General features: G+C 64.8%; 13 protein-coding genes. 6 read left to right on the top strand and 7 right to left on the bottom strand.

All coding sequences use genetic code 11. The features are described from left to right. Window positions 1-136: 136 nt before the first annotated feature. The 6 genes from RX329_RS10650 to RX329_RS10625 are packed head-to-tail and all read right to left on the bottom strand — an operon-like array spanning window position 137 to window position 7,889. Window positions 137-2,005, bottom strand: coding sequence for an ABC transporter ATP-binding protein (locus tag RX329_RS10650; protein WP_204512116.1), 1,869 nt, complete (start codon window positions 2,003-2,005; stop codon window positions 137-139). Window positions 2,006-2,014: 9 nt separating this feature from the next. After that, complete coding sequence (locus RX329_RS10645; protein WP_317245852.1) at window positions 2,015-2,941, bottom strand: glyoxylate/hydroxypyruvate reductase A; 927 nt, start codon at window positions 2,939-2,941, stop codon at window positions 2,015-2,017. 13 nt (window positions 2,942-2,954) lie between these two features. After that, on the bottom strand, window positions 2,955-4,283 hold the full coding sequence (locus RX329_RS10640) for an FAD-binding oxidoreductase (RefSeq protein ID WP_317245851.1): 1,329 nt from the start codon (window positions 4,281-4,283) through the stop codon (window positions 2,955-2,957). A gap of 58 nt (window positions 4,284-4,341) precedes the next feature. After that, window positions 4,342-5,217, bottom strand: a complete 876-nt coding sequence (locus RX329_RS10635; protein ID WP_317245850.1) for an ABC transporter permease — start codon at window positions 5,215-5,217, stop codon at window positions 4,342-4,344. Window positions 5,218-5,219: 2 nt separating this feature from the next. Then, on the bottom strand, window positions 5,220-6,170 hold the full coding sequence (locus RX329_RS10630) for an ABC transporter permease (protein ID WP_317245849.1): 951 nt from the start codon (window positions 6,168-6,170) through the stop codon (window positions 5,220-5,222). Between the two features lie 27 nt (window positions 6,171-6,197). Further along, the gene (locus RX329_RS10625) at window positions 6,198-7,889 is read right to left on the bottom strand and encodes a peptide ABC transporter substrate-binding protein (RefSeq protein ID WP_317245848.1); all 1,692 of its coding nucleotides are present in this window, start codon (window positions 7,887-7,889) and stop codon (window positions 6,198-6,200) included. 218 nt (window positions 7,890-8,107) lie between these two features. On the opposite strand from RX329_RS10625, the gene RX329_RS10620 reads away from it, so the two are divergent. Both RX329_RS10620 and RX329_RS10615 read left to right on the top strand, forming a co-directional pair. Further along, entirely contained in the window at window positions 8,108-8,740 is a 633-nt protein-coding gene (locus RX329_RS10620) for a cupin domain-containing protein (protein WP_085385349.1), read from the top strand. 142 nt (window positions 8,741-8,882) lie between these two features. After that, window positions 8,883-10,742: an ATP-binding protein gene (locus RX329_RS10615; RefSeq protein ID WP_317245847.1), complete on the top strand. Its 1,860-nt coding sequence runs from the start codon at window positions 8,883-8,885 to the stop codon at window positions 10,740-10,742. Window positions 10,743-10,919: 177 nt separating this feature from the next. On the opposite strand, the gene RX329_RS10610 is transcribed toward RX329_RS10615, so the two are convergent. Then, entirely contained in the window at window positions 10,920-11,939 is a 1,020-nt protein-coding gene (locus RX329_RS10610) for an AraC family transcriptional regulator (RefSeq protein ID WP_317245846.1), read from the bottom strand. A 187-nt stretch (window positions 11,940-12,126) separates the two neighbouring features. Here RX329_RS10610 and RX329_RS10605 point away from each other — a divergent pair, with 187 nt between their 5' ends. From RX329_RS10605 to RX329_RS10590, 4 genes are all read left to right on the top strand, one after another. Then, complete coding sequence (locus tag RX329_RS10605; protein WP_018454097.1) at window positions 12,127-12,576, top strand: cupin domain-containing protein; 450 nt, start codon at window positions 12,127-12,129, stop codon at window positions 12,574-12,576. 106 nt (window positions 12,577-12,682) lie between these two features. Continuing rightward, entirely contained in the window at window positions 12,683-14,173 is a 1,491-nt protein-coding gene (locus RX329_RS10600) for a flavin-containing monooxygenase (RefSeq protein ID WP_085351881.1), read from the top strand. Between the two features lie 102 nt (window positions 14,174-14,275). Continuing rightward, window positions 14,276-15,349: a hypothetical protein gene (locus RX329_RS10595; protein WP_085385345.1), complete on the top strand. Its 1,074-nt coding sequence runs from the start codon at window positions 14,276-14,278 to the stop codon at window positions 15,347-15,349. 154 nt (window positions 15,350-15,503) lie between these two features. Then, window positions 15,504-16,679, top strand: coding sequence for a YncE family protein (locus RX329_RS10590; protein WP_317245845.1), 1,176 nt, complete (start codon window positions 15,504-15,506; stop codon window positions 16,677-16,679). Window positions 16,680-16,713 lie beyond the last annotated feature (34 nt).

Raw genomic sequence — 16,713 nt, 5'->3', positions numbered from 1 at the left:
GTGCCGCGATGATTTCATTGTGATTTCAGCGTGATGTCACCGGCCTGGCGTCGCGAAGGACACCACCGTTGACCTGCCCGGCAGATCGCGGGGCGACTTCATCGTGCATTTTGGAAATAATTGCGGCCTGCGCACGTCAGTTGGACCATTCCTCGCCCCAGAGCTGGACGACATGGCCCGGCGACACCTCACGAAATTGACGCACGGGCGGCTGGTAATCGGGCGCGCGCACCGGGCTTCTGATCTCGTCATTCGTGGCCTCGCGCCTGGTGCCGCGGCGCGCTGGATCGGGCACCGGCACGGCCGCCATCAGCTTCTTCGTATAGGGATGCTGCGGATTTCCGAACAGGGCCGCGCGTGGACCGGTTTCGACGATCTCGCCGAGATACATCACCGCGACGCGATGGCTCATGCGCTCGACCACCGCGATATCGTGGGAAATGAAGAGATAGGCAAGTCCCATGCTGGCCTGAAGGTCCAGCATCAGATTGACGACCTGCGCCTTGACCGAAACGTCGAGCGCCGAGACCGCTTCGTCCGCGACGATCAGCTTCGGTCCGAGCGCGAGCGCGCGGGCAATGCAGATGCGCTGGCGCTGGCCACCGGAGAATTCGTGCGGAAAGCGCGCGGCCATGTCGGCGGTGAGACCAACGCGGACAAGCAGGTCGGCGACCTTCTCCCGTGCCTGCGACGCCGTGACGAGCCCGTTGGCGAGCAATGGGGCCGCAATCGCCGTTCCCACCGACATGCGCGGGTTGAGGCTCGCGAACGGATCCTGGAACACGATCTGCATCTGCTTGCGAAAGTCACGCAAGGTGCGGGCATTCATCGCCAGCACATCCTGCCCGTCCACCAGAACGGTGCCGCTGTCCGGCTCCGTCAGCTTGAGAATGGAGCGGCCCGTCGTCGACTTGCCGCAGCCGGATTCGCCGACCAGCGCCAGCGTCTCCCCGGCGCGCAAGGTGAAGGAGATGTTCTCGACCGCATGGACGCGGCCCGAGACCTTGCCGAACAGGCCCGAGCGGATTGGAAAGCGCGTCGTGAGGTTGGAGACCTCGAGCAGCGGTCGCTCGGCAATCGAGACCGTATCGGGCGTCTCCGCCGGCTCGTCAGAGGTCCCCGTCACCTTGTCGACGGTCGGAAAACGCATCGGCCGCGTCCGCCCGTCCATCGAGCCGAGGCGTGGCACGGCCGCGAGCAGCGAGCGGGTATAAGGATGCGAGGGTGAAGCAAAGATGCGCGCGGTCGCATCGGTTTCCACTGCCTGGCCGCCATACATCACCACGGTGCGGTCCGCGATCTCGGCCACCACCCCCATGTCGTGGGTGATGAAGAGGATCGACATCTCCTCTTCCTGCTGAAGCTCCTTCAGAAGCTCCAGGATCTGGGCCTGGATCGTGACGTCGAGCGCGGTGGTCGGCTCGTCTGCGATCAGCAGCCTCGGCTTGCAGGCCAGCGCCATCGCGATCATTACGCGCTGGCGCATGCCGCCGGAGAAGCGATGCGGATGCTCGTGGAAGCGCGATTTCGCCGCAGGTATCCGCACGCGGTCGAGCAGGCATATGGTCTCGACCTCCGCCGCCGCGCGCGACAGGCCGCGGTGCTGGATCAGTGCTTCCGCAATCTGGAAGCCGATGGTCAGCACCGGATTGAGGCTCGTCATTGGCTCCTGGAAGATCATGGCGATTTCGTTGCCACGAACATCCTTCATGCTCGCTTCGGGCAGCGTCAGCAGGTCGCGACCGGCAAGCCGGACGCTGCCTTCGACGCGGCCGTTCTCCTTCGGAATGAGCCGCATGATCGAGAGCGCAGTGACGCTCTTGCCCGAACCGGACTCGCCGACGATCGCCACGGTTTCCCGCGAGGCAATATCGAACGACACGTCGCAGACGACGGGAATCCATCGCCGCTCACGCAGGAAGGACGTCGTCAGGCCGGAAACCGACAGCACCGGCGACTGCGCGTTGGCAGCGATTTGATCAGCTCCGCTTGCGCCCATGCTCATGCCAGTGTCCTAATAGCCGCGACTACGATCGACACGCCCCGGCAATTCTTCACCGCGGCGGTGGCGCGAAATCACATCCAGCACGAAATCGACCGCCGTATCCGGCGTCGTCATGCTGGCATTGTGCGGCGTGACCAGGATGCGCGGATGGCTCCAGAAAGGGTGACCCGCAGACAGCGGCTCCGGCTCGGCGACATCGAGGACAGCACCCGACAACGCGCCGCTGTCGAGCGCCGCGAGAAAGTCGGCTTCGACCAGATGCGGGCCACGCCCGACGTTGACGAGCGACGCGCCGCGCGGCAGGCGCGCGAACAAGTCCGCATTGAGGATGCCGCGGGTCTCATCCGTCAGAGGCAACAGGCAGACGAGAATGTCGGTCTGCGCAAGGAAATCCGGCAACGTCCCCATGCCCGTATAACAGGTGACGCCGTCGATCTCGCGCATCGATCGGTTCCAGCCGAGTAGTGGAAAGTCGAAAGCCGTGAGGCGTTCGAGCACGGCCTGGCCGAGTTGGCCGAGACCCATCACGCCGACGCGCCGCCGCTTCGCCGGCGTGATCCGGATCTCGCGCCAGACCTGCGCCTTCTGCTGGGCGATGAAGTGCAGGAGATCGCGATGCAGGGCGAGCACCGCCATGGTGACGTATTCGACCATGGTCTCGGCGATGCCAGGCTCCAGCATGCGAACGAGCGGAATGTGCGCTGGAAGTTTTTTCGCGTCGAACTGATCGACACCCGCACCGACCGAGAAGACCAGCTCGAGATTTGGGAAAGTCGTCGCGATGTCGTCGGGCGGCACCCACGCCACGAGATAGCGGATGTCGGCGGGATCGCCGATGTCGGGCCAGAGCCGGAATGGCACATCGGGCGCGCGCTCGGCGAAGAAGCCCGCCCATTCAGCGCCCCGAACCATGTTGGCCTTGTAGAGAACCGTCATGCCGCCAAAACTCTCAGAACGGGCTGACCGGCGCGAGCCGGCGGCCGTCGATCAGGCGCTTGTGGCTGTAGGCCGCGGGATCGACCAGCGGCGTCGCGCCCGTCACGATGTCCGCCGCGAGCTTGCCGGCCGCAGGACCGATGCCAAAGCCGTGGCCGGAGAAGCCGGTGGCAAGGAAGAAGCCAGGCATGGCATCGACCGGCGAGATGACCGGAATGGTATCCGGCGTGCAGTCGATCGTCCCGCCCCAGGCTTCCGCGATCTCGATGTCCTTCAATTCAGGGTTCGACTTGATCAGCGAAGCCAGCGCGGCATTGACCAGCGACATGTCAGGCGCGGGATCGCGCACCCGCTCGGTCTCGAATGGCGACGGCTTGTCCAAGCTCCAGTTCGTGCCGCGCATGAGCTGGTCGAAGAAGGATTTGCCGAACGACAGTTTCAACCCGTTCTTGCGATGCAGATAGGTCGGCCAGAAAGTTCGCGCGTACCGGAACAGATCAGGCGACAGTTCGACCGTGCCGCGGTTGCGTAGCGCCAGGGTAAAGCCGCCGTCGAGGCGGCGGCGGATGCAATAGAAATCGGTGCCGAGCGCACCGGAGGTGATCTCCGGCCCCGGCGTGGTCCGGCACGCGGTCGCATTGACGAGGCCGATCGGCAGCTCGATGCCGTGGCGACGGCAGAATAGCGACGACCAGGCGCCGCCGGACAGCAGCACCGATTGCGTGCGAACGGTGCCCTTCTCGGTGACGACGGCGCTCACCCGTCCACCTTGCGTCTCCAACCCACGCGCGGCGCAGCCCTGATGAATCGTGACGCCGTGCTTTCGCGCGGCGGTCGCAAGCGCCGGCACGGCCATTGAGGGCTCGGCGCGCCCGTCGCTCGGCGTTTGCAATCCGCCAACCCATGTCTCGGCATTGCCGGGCAGGCGCTCGGCGACCTCCGCCGGCGTCAGCACGGTCGAGTGAACCTGCATCTCGCGCGCCGTTGCGGCCCATCGCTCCCAGCTGGCGAGCTCGTCCTTGCTCTTGGTCAGGAACAGCACGCCGGTACGGCGGAAGCCGGCATCGACGCCGGCATCGTTTTGCATGTCTTCCCACAGCCGCAGCGCCTCGCGGGCCAGCGGGATCTCCTCACGCGCGCGGCCCTGCTGGCGGCACCAGCCCCAATTGCGGCTCGACTGCTCGCCGCCGACATGGCCCTTCTCGACCAAGGCGACGGAGAGGCCCTTCTTTGCGAGATGATAGGCCGCGGAGACGCCAATGACGCCGCCGCCGATGACGACGACATCCACCTGCGCTGGCAGGCGCTCGTCACTGTTTATGCGGGTGAGCGGCGGGGACATGGGAAACTCCAGATATTCAGTTCGATCGAGACAGCTCGGCTCGTCGCTAGTTTGCAGATCATGGGATGTTCATCCGCGGATCGAGCGCGTCGCGCAGGCCGTCGCCGAGGAAGTTGAAGCTCGTCACCGCAAGCGTGATGGCGAGGCCCGGTGCAATCGCGAGCCAGGGCGCGCTGGTGAGATAGATCTGCGCGTTATTGAGCATGTTGCCGAGGCTCGCGGCCGGCGGTTGGATGCCGTAACCGAGATAGCTGAGATAGGATTCGAGCAGAATGGCCTTGGCCACGTTCAGCGTCGCCGCCACCACGATCGGCGCGATCGCATTGGGTACGAGCTCGCGGAACATGATCCGCAGATTCGACGAGCCGAACGCGAGTGCAGCAACCGCAAACTCGCGCTCCCGCAGCGAGCGCACCTGGGCCTCGACGACGCGGGCCACCCACATCCAGGCGGTTGCCGCGATCAGCACGGTGGTGGTGATGAAGCCGGGCTCGATGAGCGCCGCGAGCGCAAGCAGCAGGAAGATGGTCGGAAAGCAGAGCATGGCATCGACGAGCCGCATCAGCACCGCGCCGACCACGCCGCCATAGAAGCCGGCGAAGGCCCCGACGACGATGCCCACCGCCATCGCCATCACCATCGCGACGAAGCCGATCGACAGCGAGACGCGCGCGCCCATCATCAGCCGCGCCAGCACGTCGCGGCCGAGTTCGTCGGTGCCGAGGATGTGCGCGCCCGACAGCGGCGGTGCGAACCGCTTCATGATATCGATGTAGGTGTCGTCGAACGGCAGGAGGTACGGGCCGAATGCCGAACCGAGAACAAGGGCGAGAATGATCACCGCGCCTGCAAGCGCAAGCCGGTGCCGACGAAATCGCCGCCACGCGGCCTGGCCGGGTGCGGGTTGAGCGCTGGACAAGTCTACGGTCGTCATCCCTAGCCCACCCGGATGCGCGGATCGACGACGGCATAGAGGATGTCGGCCAGCAGCGACCCAATCAGCACCATGATCGCCGAGAACATCAGAATGCCCATAACCACGGGATAGTCGCGATATCCGATGGAATCGAGGAACAGCCGGCCCATGCCGGGCCAGGTGAACACGGTCTCGGCGACCAGCGCACCACCGAGCAGCGTCGGAAACTGAAGGCCGCCCACCGTGATCATCGGCAGCAACGCGTTCCGCAAGGCGTGAACCGTAAGGATTCGCCATTCCGGCATGCCCTTGGCGCGCGCGGTGCGAATGTAGTCCTGATTGATGACTTCGAGCATCGAGGAGCGCATGAAGCGGCCCCACATCGCGGTCTCCACCAGCGCCAGCACCAGCGCCGGCGCAATGAGATGATGGAGCAGATCGAGCAGGGAGCCGTCGCCGACGGTCTGCCGGTTCCCGGCCGGCAGCCAGCCGAGCTTCACCGAGAACACATAGATAGTGACGAGGCCGAACCAGAAGGTCGGGATCGACAGTCCGATCATGGCGCCGACAGTTGCGAGCGAATCGAACAGCGAATAGCGGCGCAGCGCACCGAGTACGCCAATCCAGCAGCCGAGCAGCACCGCGATGATGGTCGCAGTCGCCATCAGTTCCAGCGTGGCGCCGAGATGCGACGAGATCACCGCCAGCACCGCCTCGCCGTCACGATACGAGCGGCCCCAATTGCCCCTCAGCATCCGGCCGAACCAATCGAGATACTGGATCGGCAGCGAACGATCGAGGCCGAGCTGCCGCGTGACGCGGTCGAGATCCTCCTGCGTCATCTGCGCGGACGCCGCGAATTGCGAGAGCGGACCGCCGGGCGCCAGATGCAGGATGGCGAAGCCGATCGCGGACACGATCACCAGCAGCATGATCGCCTGCGCCAGGCGATTGGCGACGTAACGGGCCATCTCAGGCGATCTCGCGCGCCTGAACCATCAGGCCCAATACCATTCGCGAATGTTCCAGCAGTTGATCGACATGTTGATGTTGGGACGGAAGCCTTGCAGCCCTTCCTTCACACCTTCGGCGATGAAGCCTTGGAACAGCGGCAGGATCGCGAGGTCGTCGCGGATGAGCTTTTGCAGAGCGCCATAGGTCGTCTTGCGCTGCGCCACATCGAACTGCTTGGCACCTTCGGCGAGAAGCCGATCCGCCTCCGGGTTGCGATACTGATAGGTGTTGTAGCCGCGGCCACCTTTGGCAGGAATGGCGCCGGAGCCGAAGCGGGGCGTCACGTCGGGGTCGCTGCCGAGCATGAAATTCACTCCCACGATCACCGAATTGAATTTCGATTGCTGCCAGAAGTCGCCCCAGATCACGGCGGCCGGCATGTTGTTGACGCGCATCGCGGCACCGATCGCGCGCCAGTCCTGGATCAGCAGCTGCTGGGTCTGCTCACGCACCGCATTGCCCGACGTCGTTGAATTGGTGAATTCGAGCTTGACGCCGCCTTTCTCGCGCACGCCGCCGGCGCCGCGGACCCAACCGGCCGCATCGAGCAGCGTGTTGGCCTTGGCCGGATCGTATTTGTGCTGCGGCAGTCCCTGCTGGAACGACCAGGCCTGTTGCGGCACGAAGCTTTCGGTCTGCGTCGGCAAGCCGTAGTTCAGCGCGTCGATGATCGCCTGCTTGTTGATCGCGAGATACAGCGCCTCGCGCACCGTGCGGTCCGCCAACGCGCCGAACTCCAGATTGGGCGCGATGTGCTCCACCGACGACGTGGATGAGACGAAGATCTTGCGGCCCTTCAGCGTCTTCGCTTCCTGCACGAAGTTCGGCAGAATGCCTTGCAGGCCGGTGTAATCGACCTGGCCGGTGCGGAACTGGGTGTAGAGCACGGTCAGGTCTGGAATGTATTTGAACACCACGCGCTCAACGTAGGGTCCCTTGGCGTGATAGCCGGTATGGGCATTCAACTGAATGTGGTCGCCCGGCACGCGCTCGCCCCAGCGGAACGGTCCGGTGCCGACAGGCGCATTGTGGAACGGCGAGGCGTTCGGATCGGTCACCTTCTCCAGGATGTGCTTGGGCACGATGAAGGTCAGCGATCCCAAGATCGACATATAGGGCGAATAGGGAGCTTCCATGCGCCAGTGAATCTCGTCGGGCGCGACGATCTTGATGTCCTTGACGAGACTATGGCCGACGCGGCTGCGCGCGCGAAAATCGGGGTTGTTGATCAGCTCAAGCGAGAACTTCACGTCCTCGGCCGTGAACGGCGTGCCGTCGTGCCATTTCACGTCGCTGCGGAGCTTGATCTTCCAGGTCAGGCCGTCGGCCGAGAGGCCGCCATTCTCGACCGTCGGGACTTCGCGGGCGAGGTCGGGAACGAACTTGCCGTCGGGATCGATGAACCAGAGCGGCGAGAACACCTGCCACCAGATGCCCTGATCGACTTCGATGCCCGGCATCAGGGGATGAAAGACCGTCGGCTCCTGCGACAGCGCCGCGATCACCTGCCCGCGCGGCTTGTCCGGCGGATTGGTCGGGCGTTCTGTCTGCGCAAATGCGTTGCCCGATAGCGTCCATCCCGCCGCGGCGCCCGCCCCGAGCTGAAAGATCTGACGGCGATTCGGATTGCCGAGATGCAGTGCCCCAACGCCGAACTTCCCGGTGTCGTCCGCCATGACCACTCTCCGTTGTCGCACGCGGCACCGTCTCCCGCGCCCCGAGACCCCGGCAAAGGGACAGGAGTGGGTTTTAGTGCTTCTAAATTTTTCTATCAAAAGTTCATCACGACTAAATACAGCTGTCAATCATATTGCTAGGATGCGCGACCTTTTCACTCCGACTGAAGCTCCGGACCGTCGTTGTCCGGGGCTGAGATGATGCACGGGAGAGCGACATGGATGGTCGCGGCGAGATCAACGATCCGAAGGATGCCCCGGCGACCGAGGCCGACGATGCCGTCGACCAGCGCCTGGGCGAGACCGTGCGGCTGCTGCGGCAGCGTGCGGGCCTGTCGATCCAGGACGTCGCCAATAAGACCGGCCTCTCTAACGGCATGATCAGCCAGCTCGAACGCGCGCGTGCCATGCCGTCGATACGCACGTTGCGCCTGCTCAGCATCGCGCTCGACGTTCCCATCTCCTATTTCTTCGAGACCACCGATCCCGGCGACGTGCAGCGCTACATCGTCCGCAAGAACAGCCGGCGCCTGCTGCGGCTCACCGCCAGCGGCGTCGTCAAGGAAGCGCTGACGCCGGCAGACAAGGGCCAGCTCGAACTCTACGAGCTCACGCTCAATCCCGGCGCCTCGTCCGGCACCGACTTCCTGCAGCACACCGGCGAGAAGGCGGGCTACATCCTCTCAGGCAGCCTGCGGCTGTGGCTCGACAACCAGGCCCATCTGCTCGACGCCGGCGACAGCTTTCGCTTTCCGAGCATCGTGCCGCACATGTTCGACAACCCGACCCAGCAGACGGCCCGCGTGATCTGGGTGACGACGCTGCGCCAGACCGATTCGCCGGCAGGTTGAAAGCGCCGCCAGCCCGGCACCACCGCAAATTGCCCCTCGACGCTGCCGCGCGGAATCTGTAGCTCACATCTGTAGCTCACGTGGAGCCGGTCATTGACAGGGCGGACACGAGGGTCTGCCACTGACGCGTTGGTGTGAGACCATGAAACTCAGGCGGCTTCTGACACTCGCGATGGCCGCGCAGGTCATCGTGACCGCGGCGGCTCTCCTCGTCTCCTATGCCGCGACCGGAACCGGGTTCGGCATTGCCCAGATCGTCGCCATGCTCGCAAGCGGCGCCATTGCGGTCCTGATCGCTCGTCTGTGCACGCGCGCGATCGAAACGGCGCAGGAAAAACGCGCCGCCGCGCTACTGACCGAGCAGGCGCGAGCCAGCGCACAGATGACGCAAGCGGTCATCAAGACCGCGCTCGATGCCTTCGTTCAGACCGACCAGAACGGCATCGTGCTGGAATGGAGCCTTCAGGCCGAGGCCCTGACGGGATGGACGCGCAAGGAGGCGCTCGGCACGGACGTCGTCAATCTCCTCATCGCCGAGCCGCTGCGCGACGGCTTCAGGCAACGCATGATGCGGCTGCTGCCGGAATTGTCGGATACGCCGATCGGCATCCGGTTCGAAGCGACCCTGCTGCACCGGGACGGCGACGAGATCCTGATCGAGGCCTCCAGCACGGCGCTCCACATCGGGGGGCGCACCCTCATCAACAATTTCGTCAAGGATGTCACCCAGAAGCGCGCCGCCGAGGAGCAGCTGATCCAGGCCCAGAAGATGGAGGCGATCGGTCAGCTCACCGGCGGCATTGCGCACGAATTCAACAACATGCTCACCGTGATCACGGGCACGATCGAGATCCTCGCCGACGCCGTGAAGGATAATCCGCCGCTCGCGACCATCACCAAGCTGATCAGCGACGCCGCCGATCGCGGCGCCGCGCTGACGTCGAGCCTGTTGTCCTTTGCCCGCAAGCAGGCGCTCAAGCCGGCCGAGAGCGACATCAACGAGCTGCTCGAAGAGCTCGCAAAGCTGCTGCTGGCAACCTTCGACAAGAAGATCGAGATCGTGACCCGGCTCGACGGCAACATTTGGCTCGCCCTCGTCGATCGCGGCCAATTGAGCTCGGCGCTTCTCAACCTCGCGATCAACGCCCGCGACGCGATGCTGGACGGCGGCAGACTGACGTTGACGACGCGCAACGTCGTGTTCGGCGTCCGCGAGGCCGTGGCGGTCGGGGCCGGCTATGCCGGCGACTATGTCGAGATCGAGATAGGCGATACCGGAACTGGCATTCCGCCGGCCATTCTGGAGCGGATCTTCGATCCCTTCTTCTCGACCAAGGACGTCGGGAAGGGCACCGGGCTCGGGCTCAGCATGGTGTTCGGATTCATCAAGCAGTCCGGTGGCGGAATCAAGGTCGCTTCCGAAGAAGGACGCGGCACGACTTTCACGATCTATCTGCCGAAGGCGGAGGCGAGCACGCTTCGCCCCACCAGCTATGACGAGCGCAAGGTCGTGGGCGGGACGGAAACCATTCTTTGTGTCGAGGACGACCGCGACGTCCGCCAGTACGTCACGGTTCAGCTCGAAAGCCTCGGCTACAAGGTCATCCCGGCCGCCAATGCAGCCGAGGCACTGGCCATCGCGGCCGAAGGCACGCCCTTCGACCTGCTTTTCACCGACATCGTGATGGCCGGCAGCTTGAACGGACGAGAGCTCGCCGACGAGATGGTGGCATCGCGCCCCTCGCTGCGGGTGCTCTTCACGTCGGGCTATGCCTACGACGCCCCGCATGCGCAGGGGCGCGCCACCAAGGGCGCACCGCTTCTGACAAAGCCCTACCGCAAGGCCGAGCTCGCGCGCATGCTGCGCCGCTCTCTCGACACCGCTGTCGACGACGCGGGCGATCCGATCCCGACGCCCTATTCCGTGCAGGCCGATCTCGAAGGCTTTCTGCGCAGGCAGGCGGCTGAACGCGATGGCGCGACAAGGTCGCGGAAGACCTAGGCCATCCGCTGCGAATTCCAACGCGGGTGGCATGGTTGAATGGTCAATCAACGACAGGCTAAAAGACTGCGACGATCAGTTATTGCTGGGGCGATGTTACTCAGGCGACGATGTTCAAATGATGCCGCATCTTCGCGCCGCGCGCTCCCCAACCGACATCGGGAAGCCGCCGGCGCATCAGCTCATCTTCCGCCGCAGCGTCGCTGACGGCGTCTCGCCGAATTTTTCGCGATAGGCGCCGGCCATGCGGCCGAGATGGGTGAAGCCGAGATCGAAGGCGATCTCGGTGATCGAAGTGTCCAGCTCGGCTTGCGTGAGCCGGGTGTGGAGATTGGCGAGGCGCATGTCGAGCAGCATCTGCGAGATCGACACGCCGAAATGACGGCGGAAACCGAGCTGTAGCGCGCGGATGCCGATCCCGGACTCACAGGCGAGGTGCGCAAGGTCGAGCGGGTCGCAGGCATTCGCCGCGAGGCAGTCCCGCGCAGTGTGCAGCGCGCGCGGCAGACGCTCGCCCTGGCCCGAGAACGTTCTGATCGCGTCGGACAGGCCGTGCCGCTGGCCGTCGAGGAGGTAATGAAGCAGCGCCTCGCGCCAGCCCGCGGTCGCGACCGGTGAAAGCCTGCCGGACGGTCCGAGACCTTCGGCGAGCATCATCAGCTCGACGAGCTTCGCCGCGAGGCCGCGCGCGGCCGGCGCGTTCAGGTCGAGCGTAGGGTCGAACTCGACCGCGCGGGTCGCCCTGCCCGACAATGCCGCTGCGCGCTGCTCAACCATGCGGCGGTCGAGCAGCAGGATCGCTTGCGCCGACTCGGTCCAGATCATCCGGGTCGGGATGGTCGGCGACAACAGCGACGCCGTCCGTTCCGGCGCTGTGTCGAGTTCGCGGGTACCTGCGCGGATACGGGCCGTGCCGGCGAGCGGGATCTGCACCAGGAAGAAGCGGTCGAGGCAGCCGGGATCGATGGTGACGGATCCGCCATAGGCGACATAGTTGATGGAAAAGCCGTCGAAGGCGGCACAATTGTGCCTGGCCGAGAAGCCCGACCTCCGCATCGGCGTCAGATCATGCGGGCAGAAGATGCGCCCGACCTGCTCGGCCGCCTCGTCGGCGTCGTCGGTGGTGACGCGGGCGAAAGCCGCGAGCCTTTCGGCCGCGGATCGAGGCGTGCTCATTTCCAGCTCGGCTGCGGACATCGCCGACCACGCTTGGCATCACGGAATATTTTAAACCTATAATAGTTCCCCGTCCCCGGAAAGAGCCCTGTCGCAAAAACGTCGTGCCGCACGGCACAGGACGTGTCCGGATTCGTTTAGCGGATAGACAGCAGCCCGCGCCTGACCGAAGCTCCACCCTCGTCGGGATCCACGATGGAGGCGAGCCATGACTGCACTCGAGAAGGGCATTACCGCGAACGGCACGGGCTATGGCGGCAAGACCTGGAATATTCTGGGCCAGGTCTATTTTCCCAAGGCCGTCACCGATTCCACCTTTGCCTTCGAGACCAACAGCGAGCCGGGCCAGTTCGTGCCAGTGCACATCCATCCGACCCAGGACGAATTCATCCTGGTGCAGGAGGGCACGCTCGACCTCAAGCTCGACGGCAAATGGGTCAAGGCCAACGCCGGCGATCTCGTGCGCCTGCCGCGCGGCATCCCGCACGGCTATTTCAACAAGTCCGACAAGCCGGCCCGCGCGCTGTTCTGGGTCTCGCCGATGCAGAAGCTGGAGGCGCTGTTCAACCAGCTCCACAATCTGGCCGACCCCGCCGAGGTCGTGCGCATCTCGGCCCTGCACGAGGTCGACTTCCTGCCGCCTGAAGCCAACGACTAGGCGGCCGCCCCACTCCCATTTCTGTTTCCTCGCAGGTCCAGCGGCCGCGCAGCGCGGCCGAACGCGGCCTGCTGTGCCCAGAACATTCGAGCTCGCGAGCAATCCCATGGTCAACCCAAAGCATGTCTGCGTGATCGGCGCCGGCGTCTCCGGCCTTGCCGCCGCAAAGGCGTTCTCGACCCGCGGTCACCGGGTCACCATCATTGAACGCAGCGCCGATCTCGGCGGCGTCTGGGAGCCGGCGCGCTCCTATCCGGAGGTGCAGACCCAGAGCCCGAAGGAGCTCTACCGCTACACCGACCGCGCCATGCCCGAAGCCTATCCGGAATGGCCGACCGGATCGCAAGTCCACGCCTACCTCGCCGACTACGCACGAATTTTTGGCCTCGACCGTATGCTGCGTTTCAACACCAGCGTGTCGGGCATGGCGCGACGCGCCGACGGCAGACCAGGCTGGACGCTCGCGCTCTCGGACAAGAGCGGCGCCAGCACAGCTGAGGATTTCGACTTCGTCGCGGTCTGCACCGGACAGTTCAACGAGCCGCGGGAGCTGCACTGCCCCGGCGAAGACGGCTTTCTAGCACAGGGCGGGCAGATCCTGCATTCATCGAAATACAACGATCCTCAAGTGGTGAAAGGACGGCGCGTCGTCGTGCTCGGCGGATCGAAATCGGCAACCGACATCGCGGTGAACGCCGTGAAAGCGGGCGCGCGTGAGGTGACGATCGTGATGCGCGAGCCGGTCTGGCGCATTCCTTATTTCATCGGCGGTCTCGTGAACTTCAAGCGCATCCTCTACATCCGTGCGCAGGAGGAGATGTTTCCGGGCTGGGGCATCGGCGCGATGTCGCGCCTTGCGCATCGCATCGCAGCACCGTTCGTCTGGGCAAACTGGCGCGGGCTGGAAAGCCTGTTGAAGGCGCAGCTCAAGCTGAAGCAATGCAACATGGTGCCGAAGGAGCGGATCGAGGACGGAGTCAACTGCTCGGTGCCGATCGCAACACCCGGCTTCCATCCGATGGTGGCCGACGGCCGCATCAAGGCCGTGTTCGGCAGCTTCGATCATTACGACGGTGACACCATCGTGATGAGCGGCGGCGAGCGCGTGGCGGCCGATGTCGCGGTGCTCGCGATCGGCTACAAGCTCGGCGTGCCATTCCTGCCCGCCGCGTACCAGGCAAAGCTGGTCGATGCGGATGGGCAGTACCGGCTCTATCGCCTGATCGCCAATCCCGACCTGCCGGAGCTCGGTTTCGTCGGTTTCAACTCCTCGTTCTGCACCGTGCTCTGCGCCGACCTCGCCGCCAACTGGCTGGTCCGTTACGCCGACGGACAGCTCGCACGCCAGCCGACCGCGCAACAGATGCGCGACAACATCGAGATGATGCTGCACTTCAAGCGGGTCGAACGGCCGGCTGCGGGCGTCTATGGCGGCCTCTGCGTCGCGCCCTATCACTACCGTCACTTCGACGAGCTGATGGCCGACATCGGCGCCAAGGAGCAGAAGCGCGGCGGGCTCGCGGGCCACTTCCGGCCGCCGGACGCGGACGCCTATGCGCGATTTCTCGCCTCCGCGCCGGATTACCAAGCGGCGTGAGGCCGCGAATTCGGGCCGAGTGGAATTTGCCGCTCGCCAGCCCTCGCCTCCGATGCTTACGATCCCCTTGGCCATCGAATCGACAGGCCCAGGGAACCGGCCATGAGAGCACGACATCGCGCCGCCGCAGTCATAACGGCGCTTGGGCTGATCCTTGCGACCTTCGTCCCGAGCCTGGCGCAAACGCTCACGGCCAGGCAATCGGAGGCGGTTGCGACCTACGAGCGTGCGCTCGGCGATTTCAAAGCGATTCTCTCCGAGCGGCGCCGCCAGATCGACGCCAAACAGCCGCTGCCGAACCTGCCGGGCCAGGCGCTCTATCTGGCACGCGTCGCCGTGATCAGTGCTTACAAGGATCTCACCGACGTCATGCCGTCGCGGACCGGCAGGCCCAACAAGTTCGAGATCCCGCCGGCCTATTTCGATGCCGACATCGAACCGCTGGTGGACGAATACTCAAAGCTGTTCGAGATCATGGAAGCGCCGCCGGCCGGCGCGCAGAACTCGGCGACACCGTTCAAGGACGTGGTGGATCTCGCGGTCGCGATCGCACGCGCCAAGGGGTTGGCGCCTGACCACGCCGAAGCCGCGGGCCGGATCAGTCTGGGGCTGTTCTTCGCCGAGACCAACGGCAAGCAGAACGTCCGCAACGGGCGCTCGAACACCTATATGGGCAGCTTCCAGACCGGCCCGTCCGAGGACCGCAACGGCCATAGGAAATGGGACGCCATCAAGGGCGAGATCGCGGCCGCCGATCCCGGGTTGAGCGCGCGCGACGACAAGGAGGAGGCGCGGGCCCGCGGCACCGATCATCGCTTCAATCACTGGACCAACGTGCGCGACGGCCTGATGAACGCGCATGCGGATATTTTCCGGGAGATCCCAGGAATCGTGAAGACGCTGCCCGACCCGATCGACCAAATGAAGCTGTTCGAGCTGATCCAGATCGTTCCCACGCCGACGCGGGCGGCGCTCAAGTCCGGCGATCTCCTGAACTACAGGGTGTCCAGTCCGACGATCATGAAGCACCTGCGCAACAACAGCATCTTCGCATTCGGACAGGCCGACCGGGCGCGCACCTCGGCAAGCTTCCGGGAAATCCTTGGCGCGATGTGGCTGTTCAAGCGGAAGTTCGAGAAGGCGATGGCGAAATACGCGGAGATCAAGCCACGCTGAGGGGCCTCGCCGCGTGGCACGCGACTGAGAGGCTAGCTCCCGCCTTGTAGCCGTCCGTCGGCGTCTTCAAAGGCAAACGCTCGCCACCTGGTCATTGCGTCCTGCGCCCGGTGCATTTAGCTTCTCCGGACAAGAACAAATCTCGGGGGGACATATGACAGCCGCTCTTCGCAAGCGCACGCGCCGTGCCGCATGTGCTTTGATCTCAACATCCCTGGCGGGCCTCGCCAATTTCGCCGCGCACGCCGAGATCGTCGTCACGGCCAATGACGGCAAGATGGTGCTCGAGAACGGCAGCGCCGTGGTGCGCAAGCAACCACTGCCGGACACGGTGAGCGTCATCGACTTCACCGACGGTGCCTTGAAACTTCTAGGCGAGGTGCCCGCCCCGGCCAGCGTCGTCGGACCGCCGCCGAGCGTGGCAATTGCGCCGGATGGCGCGTTCGCCCTCGTCACCGGCGCGATGAAGCTCGATCCCGCGGATCCGACCAAGACGGTGCCCGACGACAAGCTTTCGGTCATCGACCTGAAATCCACGCCGCCCAAAGTACTGGCGACCTTGCAAGCCGGCGCGGGCGCTGCCGGCGTTTCGATCAACCGCGCGGGCACGCTGGCGCTGGTTGCGAACCGCAGCGAAGGAACGGTCTCGGTCTTCACCATCAGCGGGGGCACGCTTGCGCCCGTCGGCAAGATCCAGCTCGGCGACGCCAAATCAGGCCCCAGCCACGCGGTCTTTTCCCATGACGGCGCGACCGCGCTGGTCACGCGCGACGGAGACAGCAAGATCTCGCTTCTGACTGTGGACGGGAGCAAGGTCGAGTACGCCAAGCGCGATCTCTCCGCGGGCATCCGCCCCTACGACATCGATCTCACCGGCAGCGCCGCCGCCATCGTCGGCAATGTCGGCGCCAGCAGCGGCGACAACGACTCGATCAGCCTGATCGACATGACGGCGAAACCGATCCGCGTCGTCACGACAGTCACCGTCGGGCAGACGCCGGAAGCCGTGAAGATGTCCCCGGACGGCAACTACGTGGCCGTGACCGTCATGAACGGTTCGAACAAGCCGTCGGCGTCGCCGTTCTTCAACGATTTCGGCCTGCTCAAGGTCTACAAGATTTCGGGCACTGACCTTACGCCGGTGACGGAAGCGAAGATCGGCCATTGGTGCCAGGGCATGGTGTGGTCCAAGGACTCCAAATATGTCGTGGCCCAGTGCATGGTCGAAAACGAGCTGATCGCCTTCTCGTTCGATGGCAACGCGCTGAACAAGACATCCACGCTCAAGATGCAAGTGAGCCCCGCGGGCATCCGCACCGCGGAGCCGTAGGGCCGGAGCGCGGCGCAGTCATCCTGCGCCGCCA

The organism is Bradyrhizobium sp. BWC-3-1, assembly GCF_032917965.1.
Classification (GTDB): domain Bacteria; phylum Pseudomonadota; class Alphaproteobacteria; order Rhizobiales; family Xanthobacteraceae; genus Bradyrhizobium; species Bradyrhizobium canariense_D.
Note: the sequence above shows the minus strand (reverse complement) of the source record. Positions and strands in the feature narration are given on the sequence as shown.

What these genes read in the sequence shown, in the direction of transcription:
- RX329_RS10615 (WP_317245847.1), top strand. Translation starts at nt 8,883, where the DNA reads ATGAAACTCAGGCGGCTTCTGACACTCGCGATGGCCGCGCAGGTCATC.
- RX329_RS10640 (WP_317245851.1), bottom strand. Translation starts at nt 4,283, where the DNA reads ATGTCCCCGCCGCTCACCCGCATAAACAGTGACGAGCGCCTGCCAGCG.
- RX329_RS10610 (WP_317245846.1), bottom strand. Translation starts at nt 11,939, where the DNA reads ATGTCCGCAGCCGAGCTGGAAATGAGCACGCCTCGATCCGCGGCCGAA.
- RX329_RS10620 (WP_085385349.1), top strand. Translation starts at nt 8,108, where the DNA reads ATGGATGGTCGCGGCGAGATCAACGATCCGAAGGATGCCCCGGCGACC.
- RX329_RS10595 (WP_085385345.1), top strand. Translation starts at nt 14,276, where the DNA reads ATGAGAGCACGACATCGCGCCGCCGCAGTCATAACGGCGCTTGGGCTG.
- RX329_RS10650 (WP_204512116.1), bottom strand. Translation starts at nt 2,005, where the DNA reads ATGAGCATGGGCGCAAGCGGAGCTGATCAAATCGCTGCCAACGCGCAG.
- RX329_RS10625 (WP_317245848.1), bottom strand. Translation starts at nt 7,889, where the DNA reads ATGGCGGACGACACCGGGAAGTTCGGCGTTGGGGCACTGCATCTCGGC.
- RX329_RS10645 (WP_317245852.1), bottom strand. Translation starts at nt 2,941, where the DNA reads ATGACGGTTCTCTACAAGGCCAACATGGTTCGGGGCGCTGAATGGGCG.
- RX329_RS10600 (WP_085351881.1), top strand. Translation starts at nt 12,683, where the DNA reads ATGGTCAACCCAAAGCATGTCTGCGTGATCGGCGCCGGCGTCTCCGGC.
- RX329_RS10590 (WP_317245845.1), top strand. Translation starts at nt 15,504, where the DNA reads ATGACAGCCGCTCTTCGCAAGCGCACGCGCCGTGCCGCATGTGCTTTG.
- RX329_RS10635 (WP_317245850.1), bottom strand. Translation starts at nt 5,217, where the DNA reads ATGACGACCGTAGACTTGTCCAGCGCTCAACCCGCACCCGGCCAGGCC.
- RX329_RS10605 (WP_018454097.1), top strand. Translation starts at nt 12,127, where the DNA reads ATGACTGCACTCGAGAAGGGCATTACCGCGAACGGCACGGGCTATGGC.
- RX329_RS10630 (WP_317245849.1), bottom strand. Translation starts at nt 6,170, where the DNA reads ATGGCCCGTTACGTCGCCAATCGCCTGGCGCAGGCGATCATGCTGCTG.